Source organism: Xylocopilactobacillus apis (assembly GCF_033095965.1).
Taxonomy (GTDB): domain Bacteria; phylum Bacillota; class Bacilli; order Lactobacillales; family Lactobacillaceae; genus Xylocopilactobacillus; species Xylocopilactobacillus apis.
The window spans coordinates 1,326,748-1,347,198 of record NZ_AP026801.1 but is presented as its reverse complement, the minus strand read 5'-3'; the positions used below and the strand labels follow the sequence as shown (position 1 = coordinate 1,347,198).

General features: G+C 34.3%; 26 protein-coding genes. 18 read left to right on the top strand and 8 right to left on the bottom strand.

Going from position 1 to position 20,451, the window contains the following annotated elements; genetic code table 11:
• Positions 1-62 precede the first annotated feature (62 nt).
• Positions 63-983: a homoserine kinase gene (thrB, locus tag R8749_RS06455; RefSeq protein ID WP_317695106.1), complete on the bottom strand. Its 921-nt coding sequence runs from the start codon at positions 981-983 to the stop codon at positions 63-65.
• Positions 984-1,468: 485 nt separating this feature from the next.
• Here thrB and R8749_RS06450 point away from each other — a divergent pair, with 485 nt between their 5' ends.
• From R8749_RS06450 to R8749_RS06430, 5 genes are read left to right on the top strand one after another with little or no spacing between them, the layout of a single operon-like run.
• Positions 1,469-1,726, top strand: coding sequence for an IreB family regulatory phosphoprotein (locus R8749_RS06450; RefSeq protein WP_317695103.1), 258 nt, complete (start codon positions 1,469-1,471; stop codon positions 1,724-1,726).
• On the top strand, positions 1,723-2,148 hold the full coding sequence (gene ruvX / locus R8749_RS06445) for a Holliday junction resolvase RuvX (protein WP_317695101.1): 426 nt from the start codon (positions 1,723-1,725) through the stop codon (positions 2,146-2,148). The genes R8749_RS06450 and ruvX overlap by 4 nt, the downstream gene beginning before the upstream one ends.
• A gap of 10 nt (positions 2,149-2,158) precedes the next feature.
• Positions 2,159-2,506: a DUF1292 domain-containing protein gene (locus tag R8749_RS06440; RefSeq protein ID WP_317695099.1), complete on the top strand. Its 348-nt coding sequence runs from the start codon at positions 2,159-2,161 to the stop codon at positions 2,504-2,506.
• Positions 2,507-2,513: 7 nt separating this feature from the next.
• Complete coding sequence (locus R8749_RS06435) at positions 2,514-3,038, top strand: CvpA family protein (protein ID WP_317695097.1); 525 nt, start codon at positions 2,514-2,516, stop codon at positions 3,036-3,038.
• A 14-nt stretch (positions 3,039-3,052) separates the two neighbouring features.
• Positions 3,053-5,422 carry an endonuclease MutS2 gene (locus R8749_RS06430; RefSeq protein ID WP_317695095.1) on the top strand — a complete coding sequence of 790 codons (2,370 nt, stop codon included), beginning with the start codon at positions 3,053-3,055 and terminating at the stop codon, positions 5,420-5,422.
• A gap of 88 nt (positions 5,423-5,510) precedes the next feature.
• Here the strand turns inward: R8749_RS06430 and R8749_RS06425 are convergent, their stop codons facing one another.
• On the bottom strand, positions 5,511-5,738 hold the full coding sequence (locus tag R8749_RS06425; RefSeq protein WP_317695093.1) for a hypothetical protein: 228 nt from the start codon (positions 5,736-5,738) through the stop codon (positions 5,511-5,513).
• A 286-nt stretch (positions 5,739-6,024) separates the two neighbouring features.
• Between R8749_RS06425 and R8749_RS06420 the strand changes: the two genes are divergently transcribed.
• From R8749_RS06420 to R8749_RS06405, 4 genes are all read left to right on the top strand, one after another.
• Entirely contained in the window at positions 6,025-6,558 is a 534-nt protein-coding gene (locus R8749_RS06420) for a hypothetical protein (protein WP_317695091.1), read from the top strand.
• A gap of 10 nt (positions 6,559-6,568) precedes the next feature.
• On the top strand, positions 6,569-7,042 hold the full coding sequence (locus R8749_RS06415; protein WP_317695089.1) for a hypothetical protein: 474 nt from the start codon (positions 6,569-6,571) through the stop codon (positions 7,040-7,042).
• Positions 7,043-7,151: 109 nt separating this feature from the next.
• On the top strand, positions 7,152-8,123 hold the full coding sequence (locus R8749_RS06410; protein WP_317695087.1) for an amidohydrolase family protein: 972 nt from the start codon (positions 7,152-7,154) through the stop codon (positions 8,121-8,123).
• A 1-nt stretch (position 8,124) separates the two neighbouring features.
• Positions 8,125-9,081 carry an NAD(P)-dependent oxidoreductase gene (locus R8749_RS06405; protein ID WP_317695085.1) on the top strand — a complete coding sequence of 319 codons (957 nt, stop codon included), beginning with the start codon at positions 8,125-8,127 and terminating at the stop codon, positions 9,079-9,081.
• Between the two features lie 20 nt (positions 9,082-9,101).
• Here R8749_RS06405 and R8749_RS06400 read toward each other — a convergent pair whose 3' ends face one another.
• Complete coding sequence (locus R8749_RS06400; RefSeq protein ID WP_317695083.1) at positions 9,102-10,124, bottom strand: glycosyltransferase family 4 protein; 1,023 nt, start codon at positions 10,122-10,124, stop codon at positions 9,102-9,104.
• Positions 10,125-10,202: 78 nt separating this feature from the next.
• Positions 10,203-10,430, bottom strand: coding sequence for a hypothetical protein (locus tag R8749_RS06395; RefSeq protein ID WP_317695081.1), 228 nt, complete (start codon positions 10,428-10,430; stop codon positions 10,203-10,205).
• Between the two features lie 282 nt (positions 10,431-10,712).
• Here R8749_RS06395 and R8749_RS06390 point away from each other — a divergent pair, with 282 nt between their 5' ends.
• Complete coding sequence (locus tag R8749_RS06390) at positions 10,713-11,903, top strand: sensor histidine kinase (protein ID WP_317695079.1); 1,191 nt, start codon at positions 10,713-10,715, stop codon at positions 11,901-11,903.
• Between the two features lie 66 nt (positions 11,904-11,969).
• Here the strand turns inward: R8749_RS06390 and R8749_RS06385 are convergent, their stop codons facing one another.
• From R8749_RS06385 to R8749_RS06375, 3 genes are all read right to left on the bottom strand, one after another.
• Positions 11,970-12,155, bottom strand: a complete 186-nt coding sequence (locus tag R8749_RS06385) for a hypothetical protein (protein WP_317695077.1) — start codon at positions 12,153-12,155, stop codon at positions 11,970-11,972.
• Positions 12,148-12,603, bottom strand: coding sequence for a zeta toxin family protein (locus tag R8749_RS06380; protein WP_317698535.1), 456 nt, complete (start codon positions 12,601-12,603; stop codon positions 12,148-12,150). Before R8749_RS06380 ends, R8749_RS06385 begins: the two co-directional genes overlap by 8 nt.
• A gap of 134 nt (positions 12,604-12,737) precedes the next feature.
• The gene (locus tag R8749_RS06375; protein ID WP_317695076.1) at positions 12,738-12,893 is read right to left on the bottom strand and encodes a hypothetical protein; all 156 of its coding nucleotides are present in this window, start codon (positions 12,891-12,893) and stop codon (positions 12,738-12,740) included.
• Between the two features lie 95 nt (positions 12,894-12,988).
• Here R8749_RS06375 and R8749_RS06370 point away from each other — a divergent pair, with 95 nt between their 5' ends.
• From R8749_RS06370 to R8749_RS06350, 5 genes are read left to right on the top strand one after another with little or no spacing between them, the layout of a single operon-like run.
• A complete protein-coding gene (locus tag R8749_RS06370; RefSeq protein ID WP_317695074.1) occupies positions 12,989-13,885 on the top strand; it encodes an ABC transporter ATP-binding protein in 897 nt (298 codons plus the stop codon).
• Positions 13,878-15,116, top strand: coding sequence for an ABC transporter permease (locus tag R8749_RS06365; protein WP_317695073.1), 1,239 nt, complete (start codon positions 13,878-13,880; stop codon positions 15,114-15,116). Before R8749_RS06370 ends, R8749_RS06365 begins: the two co-directional genes overlap by 8 nt.
• A gap of 12 nt (positions 15,117-15,128) precedes the next feature.
• Positions 15,129-15,866: a response regulator transcription factor gene (locus tag R8749_RS06360; protein ID WP_317695071.1), complete on the top strand. Its 738-nt coding sequence runs from the start codon at positions 15,129-15,131 to the stop codon at positions 15,864-15,866.
• 9 nt (positions 15,867-15,875) lie between these two features.
• Entirely contained in the window at positions 15,876-16,019 is a 144-nt protein-coding gene (locus R8749_RS06355; RefSeq protein ID WP_317695069.1) for a hypothetical protein, read from the top strand.
• Positions 16,020-16,030: 11 nt separating this feature from the next.
• On the top strand, positions 16,031-16,234 hold the full coding sequence (locus R8749_RS06350; protein ID WP_317695067.1) for a hypothetical protein: 204 nt from the start codon (positions 16,031-16,033) through the stop codon (positions 16,232-16,234).
• Between the two features lie 44 nt (positions 16,235-16,278).
• Here R8749_RS06350 and purB read toward each other — a convergent pair whose 3' ends face one another.
• Positions 16,279-17,574, bottom strand: coding sequence for an adenylosuccinate lyase (gene purB, locus R8749_RS06345; RefSeq protein WP_317695065.1), 1,296 nt, complete (start codon positions 17,572-17,574; stop codon positions 16,279-16,281).
• 147 nt (positions 17,575-17,721) lie between these two features.
• On the opposite strand from purB, the gene R8749_RS06340 reads away from it, so the two are divergent.
• Genes R8749_RS06340 through R8749_RS06330 form a run of 3 tightly spaced genes read left to right on the top strand, consistent with a single transcriptional unit; the run spans position 17,722 to position 20,439 of the window.
• A complete protein-coding gene (locus R8749_RS06340; protein WP_317695063.1) occupies positions 17,722-19,011 on the top strand; it encodes an adenylosuccinate synthase in 1,290 nt (429 codons plus the stop codon).
• 18 nt (positions 19,012-19,029) lie between these two features.
• Entirely contained in the window at positions 19,030-20,016 is a 987-nt protein-coding gene (locus tag R8749_RS06335) for a GMP reductase (protein ID WP_317695061.1), read from the top strand.
• A gap of 48 nt (positions 20,017-20,064) precedes the next feature.
• Positions 20,065-20,439 carry a DUF6483 family protein gene (locus tag R8749_RS06330; RefSeq protein WP_317695059.1) on the top strand — a complete coding sequence of 125 codons (375 nt, stop codon included), beginning with the start codon at positions 20,065-20,067 and terminating at the stop codon, positions 20,437-20,439.
• The last annotated feature ends 12 nt before the right edge of the window (positions 20,440-20,451 follow it).

The following is a 20,451-nucleotide window of genomic DNA, read 5'->3' as shown; positions in this document are numbered from 1 at the left end:
TCGTGTAATCAGTTTTTAGTAAAACTAAAAAGGCTAAGGATAAACCTCAGCCTTTAAAAAAATTATAGAAGATCTTGAATAAAATAGAAATCATCATCTTCTTCAGTATTTGTCACGCTATAACCATTAGGTTCGACTTGAAGGATTCTAGTAGATCCGTTAAATTCTTCATTTTGGTTAATTAACGATTGTAATTTAGTCATTTTTTCGCGTGTTCCATAAGTTAAAATTGTTGGTCCTGAACCTGATAAATAAGTACCATGAATTCCAATTGTATGAGCTAGTTTACGAATTTTATCTAACTCTGGGACTAATTCTTTTCGATATGGTTCATGAATCAAATCCATTTCCATCATGCGAAAAGCAGTGCGATAGTCCCGATTATAAAGAGCGGTCACTAACATTAAAGAAGCAGAATTTGTTCTAATTCCATTCCAATATGAAATTTGATCAGGTAAAACGTTACGAGAAACTTTAGTAGATAATTTGCGATTTGGAATAAAAGCTAAGGCGTTCCAAACTGGTGTCGGTAATTTTTCGCAGATTAGTTCTTCTCGCTTATGAAAATACATTGCACTGACTAATCCGCCGTAAATAATTGGAGCCACGTTGTCTGGATGTCCTTCAATTGCAACAGCTTTGTTAAGAATATCTTCATCGGTTAAATTAAGATCATCAATCAAATTAGCCATAACAATTCCCGCAATTAAAGCACTTGAAGACGAACCTAGACCTCGAGCCACCGGAATTTCTGAATGAATTATGATATGGTGAGGTGTTAGATTTGGTGAAATTGAAAGAGCTGTTTTCACAATATAGTTATGCTGATCAGTTGGAATATAACGTCCGTTATTGTGTTCAACTATCCACTCATCAGTTTCTTCACCAATTTCAACAGTTAAATAAAGGTTTAATGCAATGCCGAGCGTATCAAATCCAGGTCCTAGATTTGAACTGCTGGCGGGGACTTTAATTTTATACATAATCTCTATGATTCCTAACAATTATTTTTATTATTTAGTTTCGTATCTTTTACAAAAAGACTACTAAGAAAATTAAATCAGAAAATAAGGTTTTCGATATGTCAAAAATGTTACAAAAAGGAAATTATTGTTAATTTTCACAGGTTTTTGTACATTTTTTGGTAAACTGAGACCAATGCGAACGGTCAGATGTTAAGATATGTTTTGACTAAAGAATTTAATTTTAGAATTATAAGAAGCAGCTTGTTCGTTTTTCTTCTTAAAAGATTTAAAAAATTCTTTACAGATATGCACCTTATCTACTTAATTTAGCAAAATAACTGATAAAAGACAATAAAAAAGTAGATAATTTGAGTACTAGAATAAAAAATATTAATTAAAATAAGTAAATTTTTTCCCATCTTTTTAAATTAGTGTCATGAAGCATGATATTATATACCTAAAGATAGGTAAATCCAATTTAATGATTTACAGTGAGGTGGCAGATGGCTAATTTTGATAGCACAATGCATTTTGAGTTTCCGGAAAGTGATTCTAAGAACGTTAAAGATACACTTGTTTCAGTGTATCAATCATTAGAGGAAAAAGGTTATAACCCAATTAATCAGATTGTGGGCTATCTTGTATCAGGAGATCCTGCGTATATTCCAAGACACAATGATGCTCGTAATTTGATTCGTAAACATGACCGTTACGAAATAATCGAAGAATTAGTTCGCAGTTATTTAAAGGATATTCAATGAAAAGATATATCGGTCTAGATTTGGGTACGAAGACGCTAGGGGTTGCCTACAGTGATCTGATGGGCGTAACTGCGCAAAGTTTAGAGATTATTCCAATCGATACAGCGAATAATAATTTTGGATTAAAGAGATTACGTCAAATTGTTGACGATTATCAAGCAGACGAGTTTGTTTTAGGGTATCCTAAAAATATGAATAATACGATTGGTGAGCGGGCAAAGGCTTCTGAAGAATTTAAAGCGATGTTAGAAAAAAAATTCAAAAAGCCTGTTCATTTGATTGATGAACGATTAACGACGGTTGCTGCTAACCGAGTCTTAATCGAAGATGCAGATGTTTCTAGAATTAAGCGGAAAAAAGCAGTTGATAAGTTAGCTGCATCATTTATTTTACAAAATTTTTTAGATAAAAATTCTTTATAGGGGAAGTAATATGACAGAAGATCATAATTTTGATGAATTAGGCGCAAATTTGCCAGAAAATGACGACGATTTCAGAAAACTTACACTAATGGATGAAAAGGGAGAAAAACAAGATTATACAGTACTTTTTACTTTTGATTCAGAGGATTATGGTAAGTCATATGTGGTAATTTATCCAACTAAAGATGAAGATAGTGATGAAATTAATGTAGAGGCTTATTCTTATATACTTGATCCTAACGGAAGCGGAACATTTGGAGATCTTCAGCCAATTGAAGATGATAAAGAGTTGGATATGGTCGAAGAGGTTCTTAATACATTTATGAAAGATTCAAACTTAAATGAAAGCGATGAATGATTAGACAGTGTATAGTCTTTTAACAATCGGTTGGATAATTTATTCAGTCTATTTTTCAATGAAAAGAGGATTTAAACTTGAAGCCATGGTATTTGGAGGATATCTTCTTTCCGGTCTGTTGGCTGCTTTTTTGTATCCAATGCTATGGCGAATGTTATCTCTTTACATTCCGTATTCATCAGTTACTAATGAAAAGCCGTTTTATTTTTATCCCGATATAAATGTTTTTAAGATTGAAAATTCTTTTTATAAGATTGTTACTTTTATGATCTTTTATTTTATTTTATGTTTGATTATCAGATTTATTGAAGTGTTTATTAAAGATGTCCAGTTTGCGGAATCTTCAGAATCTTTAAAGATTGTAACGGGAATTATGGGCTTTATAACAGCAATATTTGGAGCTTATTTAATTTTTAGCGCTTTATCAATGATTCCTTTAAGTGGTCTTCAAAATTCCCTTAAGCATTCAATTTCAGTAAATATATTGGTAAAAGGGCCATTGTCCTGGTTATTTAATCAGCTTTGGTTTTAGTTTGGGAGAATTGATTGAATAAAAAAGTTTTAGAGATATTAGAATTTCCAAAAATAAAAGCCGCCGTTGCGGCTTTTGCTGTTACTGAGCAGGGACGTTCAAAGGTTGAGCGTCTGATTCCTCAAAAAGAACGTGAAATTGTTCAATCTGCGATTGATCAAACGACTGATGGAGCAACAGTTTTACGTCTTTTTGGCGGATTTCCGATTACTAAGGTATCAGATATTATTCCAATGATGAGTCGTTTGAGAAAACGGTCAGTTTTATCAGGTGCCGAACTAAGTCAAATCCTTTTAATTATGAGAATTTCTGAAAGTTTGATTGAGTTTGTAGAAGTTTTGGATGAGAGAGCAATTGAACTGCCTTTCTATGGCGAAAAATTATTAGGTGTTCAAATTGATGAAGATTTATATGCCCGCTTAAAAAGAACTGTCGATGAAGAAGGAAATATCCTAGATCGGGCAAGCGGTGAATTGATGAAAATAAGAAAATCAATCACCAGTCTGCAAAATGAACAGAAAAAACGTCTGGATCAAATTGTCCACGGATCTGATTCTAAGTATCTTAGTGAGCCTTTGGTAACAATTAGAGACGGCAGACAGGTAATTCCGGTGAAAGCTGAGCATAAAGCTCATTTTGGCGGAATTGTACACGATCAGAGTGCAACTGGACAAACTCTATTTATCGAACCGCAAGTCGTTTTAAATTTGAATAACGAATTACAGCTGGCTTTTCATCAAGAAAAAGAAGAAATTCAAAAGATTTTAAGTGAACTTTCTGAAGAAATCTCTGTAGAATCAGAGAATATTCTTTATAATGCCCGCTTGATTTATGATTTAGATTTTGCTCAGGCAAAAGCAATGTATGCCAAACAAATCAATGCAACTTTGCCAATAATTTCTGAGGATAATCAAATCGAGTTGAACGCAGCTTTTCATCCGCTAATTGATCCCAAAAAAGTTGTAAAAAATGATTTTAAACTCGGCGGTAAATATCGCCAGATGGTAATTACAGGACCAAATACTGGTGGAAAGACGATCACTTTAAAGACGGTTGGATTAACCCAAATTATGGGGCAGGCAGGCCTTTATATTCCAGCTAATGAAGAAAGCCAGATTGCGATATTTTCTGAAATTTTAGCGGATATTGGTGACGAACAGTCAATTGAGCAGAATCTTTCGACTTTTTCATCGCACATGAAAAATATTATTAGTATTTTACAAGAAAGTGATGAGAATTCTTTAATTCTTTTTGACGAAATTGGGGCAGGTACTGATCCAGAAGAGGGAGCAAGTCTAGCGATTAGTATTTTGCAGCACTTAAAAGGCGTCGGAAGTTACGTGATTGCCACGACCCATTATCCTGAGCTGAAACTTTACGCCTACAATACGACAGATGTTGAAAACGCCAGCATGGAGTTTGACATTGAATCCTTATCTCCAACCTATCACTTATTAATTGGCGTTCCAGGGCGTTCAAATGCTTTTGCAATTTCACGCAGGCTGGGCCTAGCAGAGAATATTATTCAGAAAGCTGAACAGCTGATGGATAATGACACAGTTGGAATCAATGAAATGCTTGATAAACTTGAAAGTGACCGACAGGAATTACAGATTAATAATCAAACTGTAAGAGAAGAAAAGGCGCGCTTGATGCAGCTAGAGACCCAAGTTACTGCTGAGAAAGAGCAATTAGAGAATCAACGTGAACAGCTTTTAAGTAAGGCCAAAAAAGAAGCAGAAAATATTGTAGCAAGAGCTGAAAATGAAACAAAACAGATTATTGAACAGTTGCGTCAGCAAAAACAGCAAGGTCATGTAAAAGAAAATGTTGTCATTGAGGCAAAAACTAAAATTAAGTCACTCCATCAAACTCATAACTTAACAAATAATCGAATTTTGAAAAAAGCCAAAGCTGCTAAAAGTCTTCAAGCAGGCGACACAGTTTATGTCCCAAGTTATGAAAAAAGAGGAGTTTTGCTTCAGAAAATGGGTAATAACAGCTGGCAGGTTCAAATTGGCGCTTTAAAAATGACGATTGCTAACAATCAGTTGGAAAAAGTGAACTCAGAACCTGAGAAACAAACAGTTATAAGGCCTAAATCAGCTCCTAAAGTTAACGTAAAAAGGACTAATGAAATGCCAAGCGGCAGACTAGATTTAAGAGGTAAGCGTTATGAGGAAGCTGAAGCTGAGTTAGACCGTTTTATTGATGCGAGTCTTTTAGCAAACTATCCTTCTGCCATTATCATTCATGGCTTTGGGACTGGAACGATTCGTAATTTAGTGCAGTCAACCCTGCAAAGTAATCCGCGAGTTGCAGATTTTCACTACGCTCCGGCAAATGAGGGCGGCAACGGGGCTACGATTGTTAATTTTCAGTGAGCTAGATCTTAATTGGTCTAGCTTTTTGTGTAGAAAAATAAAAAGTGTCGATATTTATAAATCAACACTTAATAATATAGAATTAAAATCATTTAAATAATTCACTATGAGTCCCAATCCCAGTTAAAAAAACTTTTTCGTTTGTTGGAACGTAAACTAAAAGACAGTCACCGTTATATCCATCAAAGTGTAATTCTAAAATTACTAGATTTAAATTGGATTCTTTTGACTGCTTTTTTACTTGTTTTTTAACCTTTAAAAATCCAGATAAACTGTGTGGATGAAAATAACATAGAAGCATCAATTCTTGTTTCAATTCTTGCCATAATAATCACCTCTAATTGAACGTACCACATTTGTCGTACGCAGTCGATTTGAATTTAAGCATTTTTTCAGGATACAATATTTTTTAAAAAATTAGTTTTAAAATTACATCATAAAATAGTACTGTAGACTGATTAAATTTCACTCCTTTTTAAGACATAATAAATTTTAAAAAAGGAAAAAATAATGAAAAAGTCTAAAAATGGTTAATTGGATGTGTAATAATTGCTACTCCATTGATTGCTTTTAAAGTATTGGAATTAGTTGGAGATCATCGGATGCATAATTCCCGTCAAAAAGCATTTGAGGAAATTAGTAAGGTAGTACCACGATCAAAGCAAATTTTTATTGAACAGCGACAAACTCCTCCTCAGACTTATTCTTTAGAATTTCCTAAATCGTATGATACTTTTGTTACAACTAAAAAAGATTATGAACATTGGAAAAAACTGGTGCTAAAACGCGGCAAGTTTTTTGACACTTCTCATGACAATAAAAACTTAAAAGAAGATGTTAAAGATATTAAAAATTATGAAATTGTATATGGATCAAGTCAACCTGCTTCGGGTTCAAATCCTCAAGAAGATTTAAAAATGTGGTCGGGACAAAAGAATGGTAATTATGGAATTGATCTTGATACCAAATCTTCTCCATTAAACCAGAATCATTTTAAGACTTGGGAAGAAGCATTAAAATTTATGTACGATAACTTTGCCTATCTTCCTAGTGAATCTGATCTTGTGAAAAAGTGGAGATTTCCGGCTGATACAGTGAAAAGATTATCCAATTATCGAAAATCTCTCGGAAAGTAGGATAACAATTATGAAAAAATTTATGAAGTCCCATAAAATCGTCACTGGAATTTTAATATTTTTCTTGTTTGTTCTTTTAATTATCGGAGGATTTTCGATAAAAAGCGCTATTGATACGCATCAAGCAACTCAAAAAATTGAAAGTGCGCTAAAAGATAATGGCTATACAAATATTGTGCGTCGTAATAAAACCTTAAAATCACGACAGGGGCCTTTTAGTAATTATGTTTGGTATGAATATACTTTTGCAAACAAAGAGACCCTAGAGGCTAGTCGGAAGTATTTGAAGCATAAAAATAAAGATTATAAGAATTTGACTTTAAAAAACTCTCCAATCGTGTATCGAGTAATATTAAATCCTAACAGCCTTAATCCGTTAGAGATTCACCTTGATACAAATGAAATTCATTCTACTCAGACGGGAGATGGGGATCTTGAAAAAATTAAAGAAAATTCAAAACGGATTATTAAATTAAAAAAATGAGTCGACCCAGTGTCGGCTTTTTTGGTCTCTAAATTTTAAAGAAATAATTGAATTTTGCTTTTTGACAGCGTAACGTTTTAAATGACGTGAAAAGATGGAGGCAAAATTTTTGAAAAAAATAGATGGTCATCTTCATTTGGTTCGTTCGATTTCAGGTTTAAATGGCAAAGGAAGATTGACTCCGGTCGGTAAAGGACAAGCAATTTGGGATAATGGAGTTTTAATTAAGCTAATCCCGGATGGTTGGGGAGAGGACAATTTTTTAGCTGAGTCCGCCTTAAAGGTAATGGAAGAAAATGAAGTTGAAAAAGCCGTTTTACTTCAAGGAAGTCTGAATGGGTATCAAAACTACTATTCCTATCAGACAGTTAAAAAATATCCAGATCAATTTATTGCTGCTTTTTCAGTTGATCCTTTTGCAGCTGAAGCGATGACAATTGTAAAAAGACATATCGAAGATTTAGGATTTCGAGCACTTAAATTTGAAATTAGTCAAGGTGGAGGACTGCATGGGTATCATTATCCATTTCGTCTAGATAATTCGCCTGAAATAGGCCGGATTTTTCATTTTATTGCTGATTATCCCGGATTTGTTATTACAGTTGATTATGGTGATTATTCTCAAGACAGCTATCAGCCAGAAGCAATTGCTAATTTGGCAGTTCAGTATCCGCAAATCGATTTTGTAGTCTGCCACTTATCTTTTCCAAATGCTGATCATTTAAATCGGTTAGAAAATGCTTTAGAACAATGGCAGTCTCTAAATAATATTTATACTGATATTTCGGCAATTCAAGATATTGAAGGAGAAACAGAGCTACCGTTTCCTCGCTGCCAAAAAGACGTAAGTTTGGCTAAAGATATTCTTGGAGCAAAACGAATTATCTGGGGCACCGACTCGCCGTGGTCTGCGACTTTTAATTCATATCATAATTTGTATTCATGGCTTGAATCTTCTAAGATTTTTACTGAAACAGAGCTTGCAGATGTAATGTTTAATAACGCTGATCGAATTTATTTTAAGCCAGAAAATGTCAAAGCAATGAAAGAAAGTGTTGATCCGATTTTAAAGGAGGTGTGAAATGGCTAAATTAAAAGTACTAGTAACGGGGATTGTACCAAGAGCAGGATTAACTGAGTTAAATGATGTTTTTGATGTTACGTATGAACCTGAAAAAGAAAACCGCAGTTGGGTGCTTGAACATTTAAAGGATTACGATGGTTTACTGATTGCTGGATTAAATGGTGATCGGGAGTTAATCGATGCAGGGACAAATTTAAAAATAATCACTACGTTCGGGGTTGGTTTTGACCATGTTGATGTAGAATATGCGAAAAATAAAGGAATAGTTGTTTCCAATTGTCCTCAAAGTGTTTTGGTTCCAACCGCAGAAATGACCTTTGCACTCATTTTGGCAACAGTTCGTCGGCTGCAGTTTTACGATCATTCTATTCGTTCGGGAAAATGGCTGAATGTTTCCGAACCTCAATATATGGGAATGGACCTACAAGAAAAAACTTTGGGAGTTTATGGTTTAGGTCGGATTGGTTCAGAAGTTGCCAGGTTTGCTCAAACTTTTGGAATGAAAGTAATTTATCATAACCGCCGCCAATTAGCTCAAGATTTGGAAGGGAAACTTAATGTCCAATATGCGGATTTTGATTCTTTAGTGGTGAATTCTGATGTAATCACACTGCATGCGCCAGCACTTCCTTCGACAACTGGAGTATTTAACGCAGATGTTTTTAAAAAGATGAAAAACAGTGCTTATATAATTAATTCAGCACGTGGAGCATTAGTAAATCAATCTGATTTAATTAAATCGCTTCAAACAGGAGACATTGCCGGAGCAGGATTAGATGTTTTTGAAAATGAACCCGAAGTTCCTCAAGAATTAAGGGAATTGGATAACGTTATCATGACTCCTCATGCTGGAACTGGAACAATGGAAGCAAGAGTTGCGATTGCAAAAGAAGCATCAAAAAACTTAATATCTTACTTACGAGATCAAACGGCATTAAATCAAGTAAACAAATAAAGCAGTCCAAAAGGATTGCTTTATTTGTTTAGAAGACTTATATAATATTCTTTCCAGCGGTTGTAGATACTCTCTTCAGAATATAAATTTGCCCATTTTCGGCTTTTTTTATTAAATTCTTTAAGCTCATCTTCGTGTTTTGAGTAGTATTTTAAGTTTTGATCCATTTCAGTAACGTCTTTTTCAGCAAGATAGGAATCGCCTAAAATATCGACGTATAAATCTAAGTTTCTTAACATAATCGGGGTATTGCAGTTAAGAGCTTCCAGAATACTCATCGGAAATAGTTCAGAGTATGAAGGCAATAAGAAGAGATTTGCAATGTTGTAGTATGAAGCCAATTCTTTCCTTTTAATGATGCCGGTAAACAACATATTTGCGGGGGGATTATCGTAAATTTTCTTGTAACTGTCGTAGCCGTCGGTTATTTTGCCAAATGAAAATCCGCCAGCCCAGATGAACTGAATGTCAGGATTTTGCTTCGCTAATTTAACAAAGTCGTCAAAGCCTTTTCTTTTTTGAATTTGTCCGACTCCCAGAACTACAAATTTGTCAGGTTTAATACCCAATTTCTGCCTGAAACGTTTTTTTTCATCATCATTCATTTCATAAAATTCTTTTGAACTTACAAAATTTGGAATATAGGTGACTTTTTCTTTTGAGATGCCTAATTTCACAACTTCATTAACAAACTCAGGATTAACAACAACCAGTCCGTCCATTCGTTTATAAAATGATATTAAGTACCAATCAAATATTTTTTTAAAGGGTTTAGGGATTCGTAAACTTCCATTTAACGTTTCAGGGACAAAGTGAACAGAGCCAACCCCAACTCCTCTTTTGTTTTTAAAAAAAGACAATAAATAATACCGAGGATTGATGGTGTGATAGTGGGTAATGTCTGATTTTTTAAGCGAATTGATGGTCATGTCAAAATCTTTTTGACCATATTTTTTCATGGCCCCGATCAATTCATCGTAAGCACTTCCCACACCTTGGCCGCCGACTTTATCGGCTTGAGAAAACATATTAATTTTTATCATAGTTACAAATCACCGTTGTCTTATTGATAGTTCTATTGTAACAAAAATTAAAGTTTGTTTCGGACAGCTTATATGGTTTTACTTTCGAAGTTTTATTTTTCTTCTGGCATCATCTTTTTCAGCTGAATCATCTATATAATTAGTTGCATAATAACCAAAAAGATCTATGAAAAGGACGTTTAATTTATCGATTATTTTTTGAAATGGTGATCCATTAATAATAGCAATGATCAAAGAAATGCTTTCAATAACAGCTGTGATTAAGAGAATATATCTGGCAGCAACTTTAAAAGTTATAATTTTCATAAATACTCCTTTATTAAGTAATAAATGCTGGACTAAAGATACCATAAAACATCATTTGTTTTAACAAATTGATTTTAACGTTCGTAATTGACCTATTAACGTCAAAAGATAATTTTGTAGACAACGGTATAATAAAAAGTAGATTTTTTAGATTGGAGCAATTAATTTTGGAAAAAGTCGATTGGGCGTTAATTTTCGTAGATTTTTTCTTGACGTATAGTGAAATTATATTTTTTGAGGATTTTTTAAACCAGAATCGACCATCGACATTTGATTAAGAGCTTGTTTTGGATTGCTATAAATGCAGCCATTGGTTTCATAATTGGTTATTTAAGCATTTTAATTTGGCTTTTTGGATCAATGATTTATCGACGGATTGAAAACAAAAAAATGGATTATCACTTTTTTAATTTACGTCTTTTATCATTGAGCACTGTGTATGTAATTAGTTTTCTCTTGAATATATTTGTTCCGATAATGACTCGATTTATTAAATCAAATAATTTATTAGTTTTAATATTTGAATTTATTTGTATTATTTCGGTAATTATAATTTCATTTTTTATTTCTAAAAACCGAAGTAAACTTGAGCAAATTGCTAGTGGAGTTGAAAAACTTAATTTAGAGCGTAAAGTTTTTTGGTTTCTTTTAATTTTAACTTTAGTGATTTGGTTCAGTTATATGCTGATGATCCTTTATCTTTTATTTAATCGCAAAAGTAATAATTTTTTACTTGTTGTAGCAATTTTTTTAGGAATTGTATTTATTCTTGTGATGGCTTTACTTTTATTAGACGTTTCTCGTCGGGCAGCAGAAGAAAAAGTGATTCAAAATGAACAGCTGCAAAATTATCTAAACAACATAGAACAGCAATATCAAGAATTACGTCATTTTAAACATGATTATCACAACCTTCTGCTATCTTTGGAAGGGGTTGTAAAGGACGGAAATCAAGAACAGTTTACGTCATATTACAAACAGTTGCTTTTAGAACAGCCGACTGAAGAAAAATTGAATAAGTTTGCGCTCAATCATTTAGAGTATTTACAAAATGAGCCGATTCGAGGGCTCATTATTCAGAAATTTTTTGCAGCTCAAAAATTAGGAATCCAATTAGAACTTGAAATTAAGGAGCTTTTAAAAGTCCCAGAAAAACAAGTCCTTACGGTGATTAGAATTCTTGGAATTTTATTGGATAATGCGATTGAACATACTGAAAAAGAAACAGAGAAAAAGATCTCCTGTGCTTTGATTAATTCTCCTGATCTAATTGAAATAACTGTAAGTAATCAGGCTTCTAATTTATATAATTTAGACCAGTTATTTGAAAATGGCTATACTACCAAAAAGAATCATCAAGGCTTCGGTTTGGCAAACGTTAATAATTTAGTGGAACAAAATTCAGAATTGTTTTTTGAAAAAGAATTAATAAATGGAAATCTCCAAATGACTTTAATGATCGCAACGAACTAGTACTTTATGAATTTAGTTCATGATGTTAGGTTAATTACTTAAAAGAAAAGCAAGAAAAAACGAGTTCTAAAATTGATCACTAGAGCTCGTATCTTGATCGAGACCAACTAATAGCCTTTGCTTGTGATTGGCTTCACTTGCAACGTAATTAAAAACAGTTTTTAATTCTCTAACTGTCCCTTTACTTTGGAGAATCGAAAAATTACGATTATATTTATCCATAATTGCATCAACTTTTTCTCTTTCAGTCATGTAGTTTTTCCTCCAAATCTTTTTTTGAATATTTAATTGGTAAGATCAGTTCAATGTTGTCGATATCCATTATGGAATCGACAATTTTGTTTTGGAAGTTCTTTACTAAGATGTTAACAGTAAGATCGTTTTGAAATTTGCTTTTTAAGCGCTGCAAATTGTTACGGGCTTCAAAAAAAGCGTTAATAAACCGCTCTTTGGGAACGGTCCTTCCTTCAACAGCTTCCCGCTTTTTCGTGAAATCCCAAGCAATTAAAGGATCTTGATAAACATAGTATATGTATACATTGTAATTCTTGTTGAAAGCACGGACAAGGTTTTGTTCAGCTTTAGGGGTAGCAAATGTTGCATCAAGGACAAAACTGAATCCTTTTTTAAATACCAAATCTAACGAGGCATCTACTAGAAGAGCAGAACCTCTTTGAAACTGGTCGGAGTTATTTCCGATATATCCCGGGAACTTTGCTCGAAATAAGTCGCATCAATTATACATAAGTTGGGATTTATCGAGTGGAGAGTTTGAACGGATTCGGTTTTTCCTGCACCGGGACTACCAACCATGAAGATCGCAGTTTTAACAGGTTATTTCTCTTTTCCTACGACCACAAAAGAAATTAAATCTTTTTTGTGATTTTTGGCATATTCAACTGAAAATTCATCTGGCATTACCGTTCCTCCTCTTATTATCAGCGTTAGTTTACCATAAAACTGTAATTGATAAGAATTAAAAGAAATCATGAACGTTAATCTGCCAAAAGTGTACGTTGATATTTTTTTGAACCATTTAGGTATTTTATCAGGTAAGGTTTAGATAAATACTAAGGAGGAAGAAAGTGTTAGAAGTAAATGATATCAGCAAATCTTTTGGTACCGTTAAAGCTCTTAATGCAGAATCTTTTCAAGTTCAAGCAGGAGAGATTATGGGCTTGATTGGTCAAAATGGTGCAGGAAAAACTACGACTTTTCGAATTCTTTTAGGGTTGATGAACCCAGATCATGGCAATGTCCTTTTTGATCAGAAGACGGTTAATGACCAAGTCTTAAATCAAATTGGGTATCTGCCCGAAGAACGAGGATTGTTTCCCAAAATGCGAATTGAAGATCAGATTCTCTATTTAGCAGAACTAAAGGGACAGCCCCGAAGTATTACCAAAGAAAAAATTGATCATTATTTTGAGAAATTTGAAATAAAGGGCAAAAAAACTGATAAGCTGAAATCTCTTTCAAAAGGAAATCAGCAGAAAGTTCAATTAATAGTGACTTTGATTCATGAACCTAAGTATTTAATTTTTGATGAGCCTTTCTCAGGATTAGACCCAGTCAATGCTCAAATTTTTCGAGATGCGATTTTAGAAGAAAAGCAAAAAGGTAAGTGCATAATTTTTTCCAGTCATAATATGGATAACGTTGAAGAATTAAGCGATCAAGTTTTGATGTTAAGGAATGGTCAGACAGTTCTTAAAGGATCAGTAAAAGATGTTCGTAATCAATACGGACGCATTAAAGTTTTCTTAGAATCGAAGTTAACCAGAGACGATCTTTTAAAGATTGAAGGAATTAAAGAGATTCATGAACAGAATGGCGTTTTTGAGATTACATTAACCGATCCCGCTGTTGGCAAAGAAATTCTATCTCAGGTTCAAGCTAAAGGGAGCTTCGATCAGTTTTCTCAAAAGCCTCTTTCTCTAACTGAAATTTTTAAACTCAAAGCGAGGGAAGACCATGAATAAGTTTAAGATAGTAGTGAAAAATGTTTTTCTTCAAAATCTAAAATCACCAGTATTTTTATGGATGTTATTTGGTCCAATTTTATTATTTGGAATTGGATTTATGATATCGAGCAATGCTAATAGTAAAAGTGCAAAGATTGCAGTCGTATCAACTGATTCGTCTTTAAGCCAGACATTTACCAATTTCAATTCGAAAAATACCAAATATGTTGTAGATTACAAGAGTGAAGCTGCTGCAAAAAAAGCACTGGTTAATCAGAAAATAGATGGATATTTGAAGGTTACTAAACAGTCTGATGATCTTAAAGCTGATCTTTACGATACCAACCAGAGTCATAAAATTTCTGAAGAAGATCTCCAGCTGGCAATTAATCAAATTGATCTTAACTTTAAAGCTCAGTCGATGAATTTGCCGCCGACCTCACTAAAGAAAATAGTAACCCCTCCAGACTTTAATAAACATCATCGAACAGTTAGTCATAATCGCTTAGTCACTCAAAATGAAGATAAAAATCAAACAAAAATTGTTGCAATTTTCATTATTTCAATGATCTTTTACGTTTTAAATTTGTTTTATATGATGCAGATGGCTACAAACATCGGAAATGAAAAAGGTGATCGAGTAATGGAAATCATCCTCTCTAGTACGAATTCCAAGGTTCAATTTTTAGGTGAGGTAATCGGGATTTTCTTAACCATGACCACACAGTTAATAATCTATGGTTTCATGGGTCTGGCTGCTAAACAATTATTTGCAGATAATAAATTATTCAAAAATTTTTCGTGGAACTATTTAATCAGTCCCGAGCTATTATTCGCAGTATTGTTTGGACTGATCGGTGTTTTCCTCTACTTGGTTCTTGCAGCCATGTTAGGCTCACTTGTAAATAATTTAGAGCAAGTAAATCAAGCAGTAACTCCATTAACGTTCCCGACAATTATTGCTTTCATTTTGGCCGTTACTTCAATTGTAGGAGGAGTAACTCCATTAGTTAAAATTTTTGCTTTTATTCCGTTATTTTCTCAATTAATCGCACCAGTTTTGTTAGTGCTTGGCAATATGACTTGGGTTGAAGCTGTGATTTCTTTGGTAATTGAGCTTGTAAGTACCGTGCTGGTTAGCATTTTTGTTGGTAAAATGTATCAAGCTAATGTTTTGGTTTATTCTCAAAAAGGCGTTTGGGATTCGCTTAAAACTTCTGCAAAACTTTTAAAAAGCAACAATTCCTAATAGGAGAAAATAATGTTTCCAATTTATTTACTAGAAGATAGTTCTGAACAAATTGAAATCTATTCTGGAGTCATAAAAAACACGGTTTTGATTAATGATTTATCAATGGAATTAGTCTGTAAAGCAAGCAGCCCGGATGAACTATTGAATTCGATTAATCAGAATCATCAAGGTCTATTTTTCTTAGATATGGAAATTGATGGTGAGAAGGAAGCAGGTCTAAAAGCGGCAGTTGAAATTCGGCGTCAAATTCCAACTGCTCAAATTGTCTTTATTACCACTCATGATGAGTTGTCGTTTCTGACGTTAGAGCGAAAAGTTGCTCCCCTTGATTACATTTTGAAAGAACGGGGGATTGAACATATCAAACAAAATATTAATGATGATATTTTAAAAGTCGATGATTTATTACGTTCAGGAAAGTACAAAAAAGAAAATATTTTTACCTATCACATTGGCTCCCGCTACTTTACAGTTCCTATCTCTGAATTAATTTATCTAAGCACTTCCAAAGTTAGTCCCGGTCGGGTAAAATTACGATCGATTGGTAGAGAATCAGAATTTATTGGTAATTTGAACGATATCTCTGAAAAATATCCAATGTTATTTCGCTGTGATAAAAGTTATTTAGTAAATTTAGATTTAATGGAAAGTTTTGACAGCCACAGCAGAGAATTAAGATTCGTTGAGGGGAGCGTTGCTTACGCTTCAATTCGAAAAGCTCGCGAATTAGCTCAGCTGTTAAAGTAGGAGGTATAAATGAATTGGGGTAATGTTGCAATAGAAGCAATGATTGGTGCTTCCACTGGAATTCTTTGGTTACGACCAAAAGGGAAAACCATGACTTGGATTGGCGGAATCGTCGGAGCAGTAATTGGTGGCTTGATCGGATATGTTCAGTAGGAGGAGCACAGATGAAAAAAATAATTAATACTTATAAAAGTTATGATTTGAAAGATAAGATCATGATTTGGGTTAGTTTAATCCTTGTTGTATATTCGTTGTATTGGATTTTCGCTGAGCACGCCAAGAATCCAATTCTTTTAATCATAGTGGATATTTTATTAGTTTGGGGTGTAATTCGTGATGCTAAGATAAAAGATCGTCCTACATTGTAGTAAAAAGCACCATTCAAAATTTATGATTTTGAATGATGCTTTTTTTATAAAATTCCAACTCTTTTAAAAATTTCGTCAACGTTTTTTAGATGATAATGATAATCAAAGGCATCATCTATTTCTTGTTGATCTAAATGCTCAGTAATGGTTTTATTTTCTTCAACGAGAGGTTTGAACTGAACTCCTTCATCCCAAGATTTTGCGGTAAGGGGCTGAACTAAATCATAAGCCTCTTCTCGAGTTAACCCAGCATCTATTAGTTTAAGCATAACTCGCTGACTGTAAATTAAGCCATAAGTTAAATTCATATTACTCTTCATTCGTTCTGGAAAGACAGTTAAATTGACCAAAATGCCACTAAATCGATGAAGCATATAATCTAAAAGTTCAGTTGAATCAGGTAAAATAATTCGTTCAGCTGAAGAATGAGATATATCTCTTTCGTGCCAGAGGGCAACATCTTCATAGGCAGTTTGAATGTGACCTCTTAGAACTCTCGCAAGTCCACAGATGTTTTCTGAACCAATTGGATTGCGTTTATGAGGCATGGCTGAGGAGCCTTTTTGTCCTTTTCTAAAACATTCTTCTACTTCATGAATTTCTGAACGCTGCAAAGATCTGATTTCAGTGGCAAATTCTTCTAGACTTGTTCCAATTAAAGCTAAGCATGCAATATAGTTGGCGTGGAGATCACGAGGCAGAACTTGACTGGAAATTTCTTGAGCTCTGAGGCCTAAAGTTTTACAAACGTACTCTTCGACAAACGGGGGGACATTAGCGAAAGTTCCTACAGCACCGCTTATTTTTCCAGCTTCAACTTCATCGGCGACAGCATTGAAACGATCTAAATTACGTTTCATCTCTGAATACCAGCGGGCAAGCTTTAAACCAAAAGTAGTTGGTTCAGCTTGTACGCCATGAGTTCTCCCGATCATGACCGTGTCCTTATACTTAATAGCTTGTCTCTTGATTACTTCCAAAAATTCTTCGATATCTTGTCGCAGGAGATTGTTTGCCTGCTTTAAGCGGTAACCCTGTGCAGTGTCTACAACATCGGTACTAGTAACCCCATAGTGCACCCATTTTCGCTCTTCACCAAGAGATTCAGAAACGTTTCTGGTAAATGCAACGACATCATGATGAGTTATGTTTTCAATTTCTGCAATTCTATTTTCGTCAAAAGCTGCATTTTTCTTTATTTTATCAACATCTTCTTGGGGAATTTCACCAAGTTTTGCCCAAGCTTCATCGACAGCAATTTCTACTTCGAGCCAAGATTGATACTGATTTTGTTTGGACCATATTTTTTCCATTTCTGGTCGGGAATAACGTTCAAGCATAAAGATCCTCATTCTTTTTTTGATATTTCAACCTTACCACATTTTATGCAGTAAATTGCATTTTATTGCTTGAAATTATCAACCTAAATTGCTATATTGAGGGTTGCTGAGGTAAACAAGTCAGTAAATAATGGACGAGGTAAGAAAATGTCATCAATTGTGGTTGTTGGAAGTCAATGGGGAGACGAAGGTAAGGGAAAGATTACCGATTTTTTGAGTAAGGGTGCAGACGTAGTAGCACGCTATCAAGGTGGCGATAATGCAGGTCATACAATTGTATTTGAAAACGAAACCTATAAGCTGCGCCTGATTCCTTCAGGCATTTTTTATGCAGAAAAGACTAGTGTAATTGGTAACGGGGTTGTTTTAAATCCAAAATCTCTTGTTTCAGAATTAAAATATCTTCACGATCGCGGAATTTCTACCGATAATCTTAGAATCTCTAATCGGGCTCACGTTATTTTGCCTTATCATATTTTGATTGACCAGCTTCAAGAAGAAGCCAAAGAAAATAAGATTGGGACAACGAATAAAGGAATTGGTCCAGCTTATATGGATAAGGCTGAACGAATTGGCATTAGAGTTGCCGATTTATTGGAGCGTGATACTTTTGAAAATAAACTTCGTCAAAATTTAGTTGAAAAAAATCGTTTAATTTCTAAAATGTACGATCATGATCCACTCTCATTTGATGATATATTTGAAGAATATTTTGAATATGGGCAAGAACTAAAACAATATGTTACCGATACGTCAGTGGTAATTAACGATGCTTTGGACCAAAATAAGCGAGTGCTATTTGAAGGTGCTCAAGGAGTAATGTTAGATATCGACCATGGAACTTATCCATTTGTAACATCATCAAATCCTGTTGCAGGTGGAGTCACAATTGGTAATGGCGTGGGGCCTTCAAGAATTAATGAAGTGATCGGAACTTGTAAAGCTTATACATCGCGGGTAGGTGAAGGACCGTTTCCAACTGAATTAAACAATGAAGTGGGAGATTTTATCCGTGAAGCAGGTCATGAATATGGTACTGTTACTAAAAGGCCAAGAAGAATTGGCTGGTTTGACAGTGTTGTAATGCGCCATTCAAAACGAGTTTCCGGAATTACGCATCTTTCTTTAAACTGTCTTGATGTCTTAACTGGCCTAAAGACTTTAAAAATTGCTAAAGCGTATGAGCTTAATGGAAAAACAATTTATCATTATCCAGCAAGTTTTAAAGAAATTGAACATTGCAAACCAATCTATGAAGAATTTCCGGGCTGGGATGAAGATATAACTGGCGTTAAAAAATTTGAAGATCTACCAGTCAATGCGCAAAATTATCTTAAAAGATTAACTGAATTGGTTGGAGCTGACCTTGCCACTTTTTCTGTTGGACCAGACCGAGAGCAGACCAACGTTTTAATTGATCCCTGGAATAATATTTAATAAAGGAGAATAAATTTGATGATTCCCTCTGAAGTGTTTGATTACGAAGACATTCAACTAGTACCTAATAAATGTATCATTGAAAGCCGCAGTGAGGCAGACACCTCTGTTAAATTTGGCTCAAGAACGTTTAAAATTCCAGTAGTTCCAGCTAATATGGAGACCGTTTTAAATGAACCGCTTGCAGTTTGGCTGGCTGAAAATAAATATTTTTATATTATGCACCGCTTTAATCCAGAAACTCGTCATGATTTTATTAAAAGGATGCACGAAAAAAATCTGTACGCCTCAATCAGTGTTGGGGTAAAGCAGAGTGAGCATGATTTTATAGATGAACTAGCAGCTGCGGGAGATATTCCTGAATATGTGACAATTGATATTGCCCATGGTCATGCTGATTCAGTAATTAAAATGATTAAGCATTTGAAAAAATCTCTACCGCAAAGTTTTGTAATTGCTGGTAACGTTGGCACACCCGAAGCAGTTCGAGAACTTGAAAATGCGGGAGCAGATGCCACAAAAGTTGGAATTGGCCCCGGAAAAGCTTGTATTACTAAACTAAAAACAGGTTTTGGTACTGGCGGGTGGCAATTAGCAGCAGTAAGACTATGTTCAAAAGCAGCTCAAAAACCAATTATTGCCGATGGCGGGATTCGCTACAATGGTGATATCGCTAAATCGATCCGCTTTGGAGCAACGATGGTAATGGTCGGCTCGCTTTTAGCAGGGCATGAAGAATCACCTGGTGATAAGATCGTAATTGATGGAAAAACATATAAACAATATTGGGGTTCAGCTTCTGAGAAGCAAAAGGGAGCTTACCGTAATGTAGAAGGGAAACAAATGTTAGTTCCTTATCGAGGGATGCTTGCTGATACACTGGGTGAAATTCACCAAGATTTACAATCATCGATTTCCTACGCTGGTGGGCGCAAACTAAATGATATTCGTTATGTGGATTATGTGATCGTAAAAAATTCAGTTCTTAATGGAGATAACTATTAATTACTATTTTTGGTATAATTAATTTAGACAATTAGTTGAGGTAAATAGATGCAGCACGATGAGAAAGATTGGATTGTTCGACAAGTAAAAGCTTTTGGCCAAGGGCTCGGCTATTTGTTATCTCATGGTAAATCTAAAGCTGGGACGGAAATTGTCTTTCCGCAAAAAGATGCATCTCTTTTGCCTCATCAAAAGGAATTACAAATCTTAACCAACCAAAAGAAATATTCTAAAGCAGTAGTGCAGCTTAAGATTCTTCGTTACTCAATGGAAGAAGAAAAGTATTTAGAACTTGGTCGTTGGCTTTATGGAACCTTATTGCAGCTTGATGAATCACAATTACAAGAAGGTAATTATTTAAAAGACTTTGTAGCAGCAGGTTTAAAAGAATTGAATCAAATCGAATTAGAAATGGCTAATTAAACACTTTAGTGC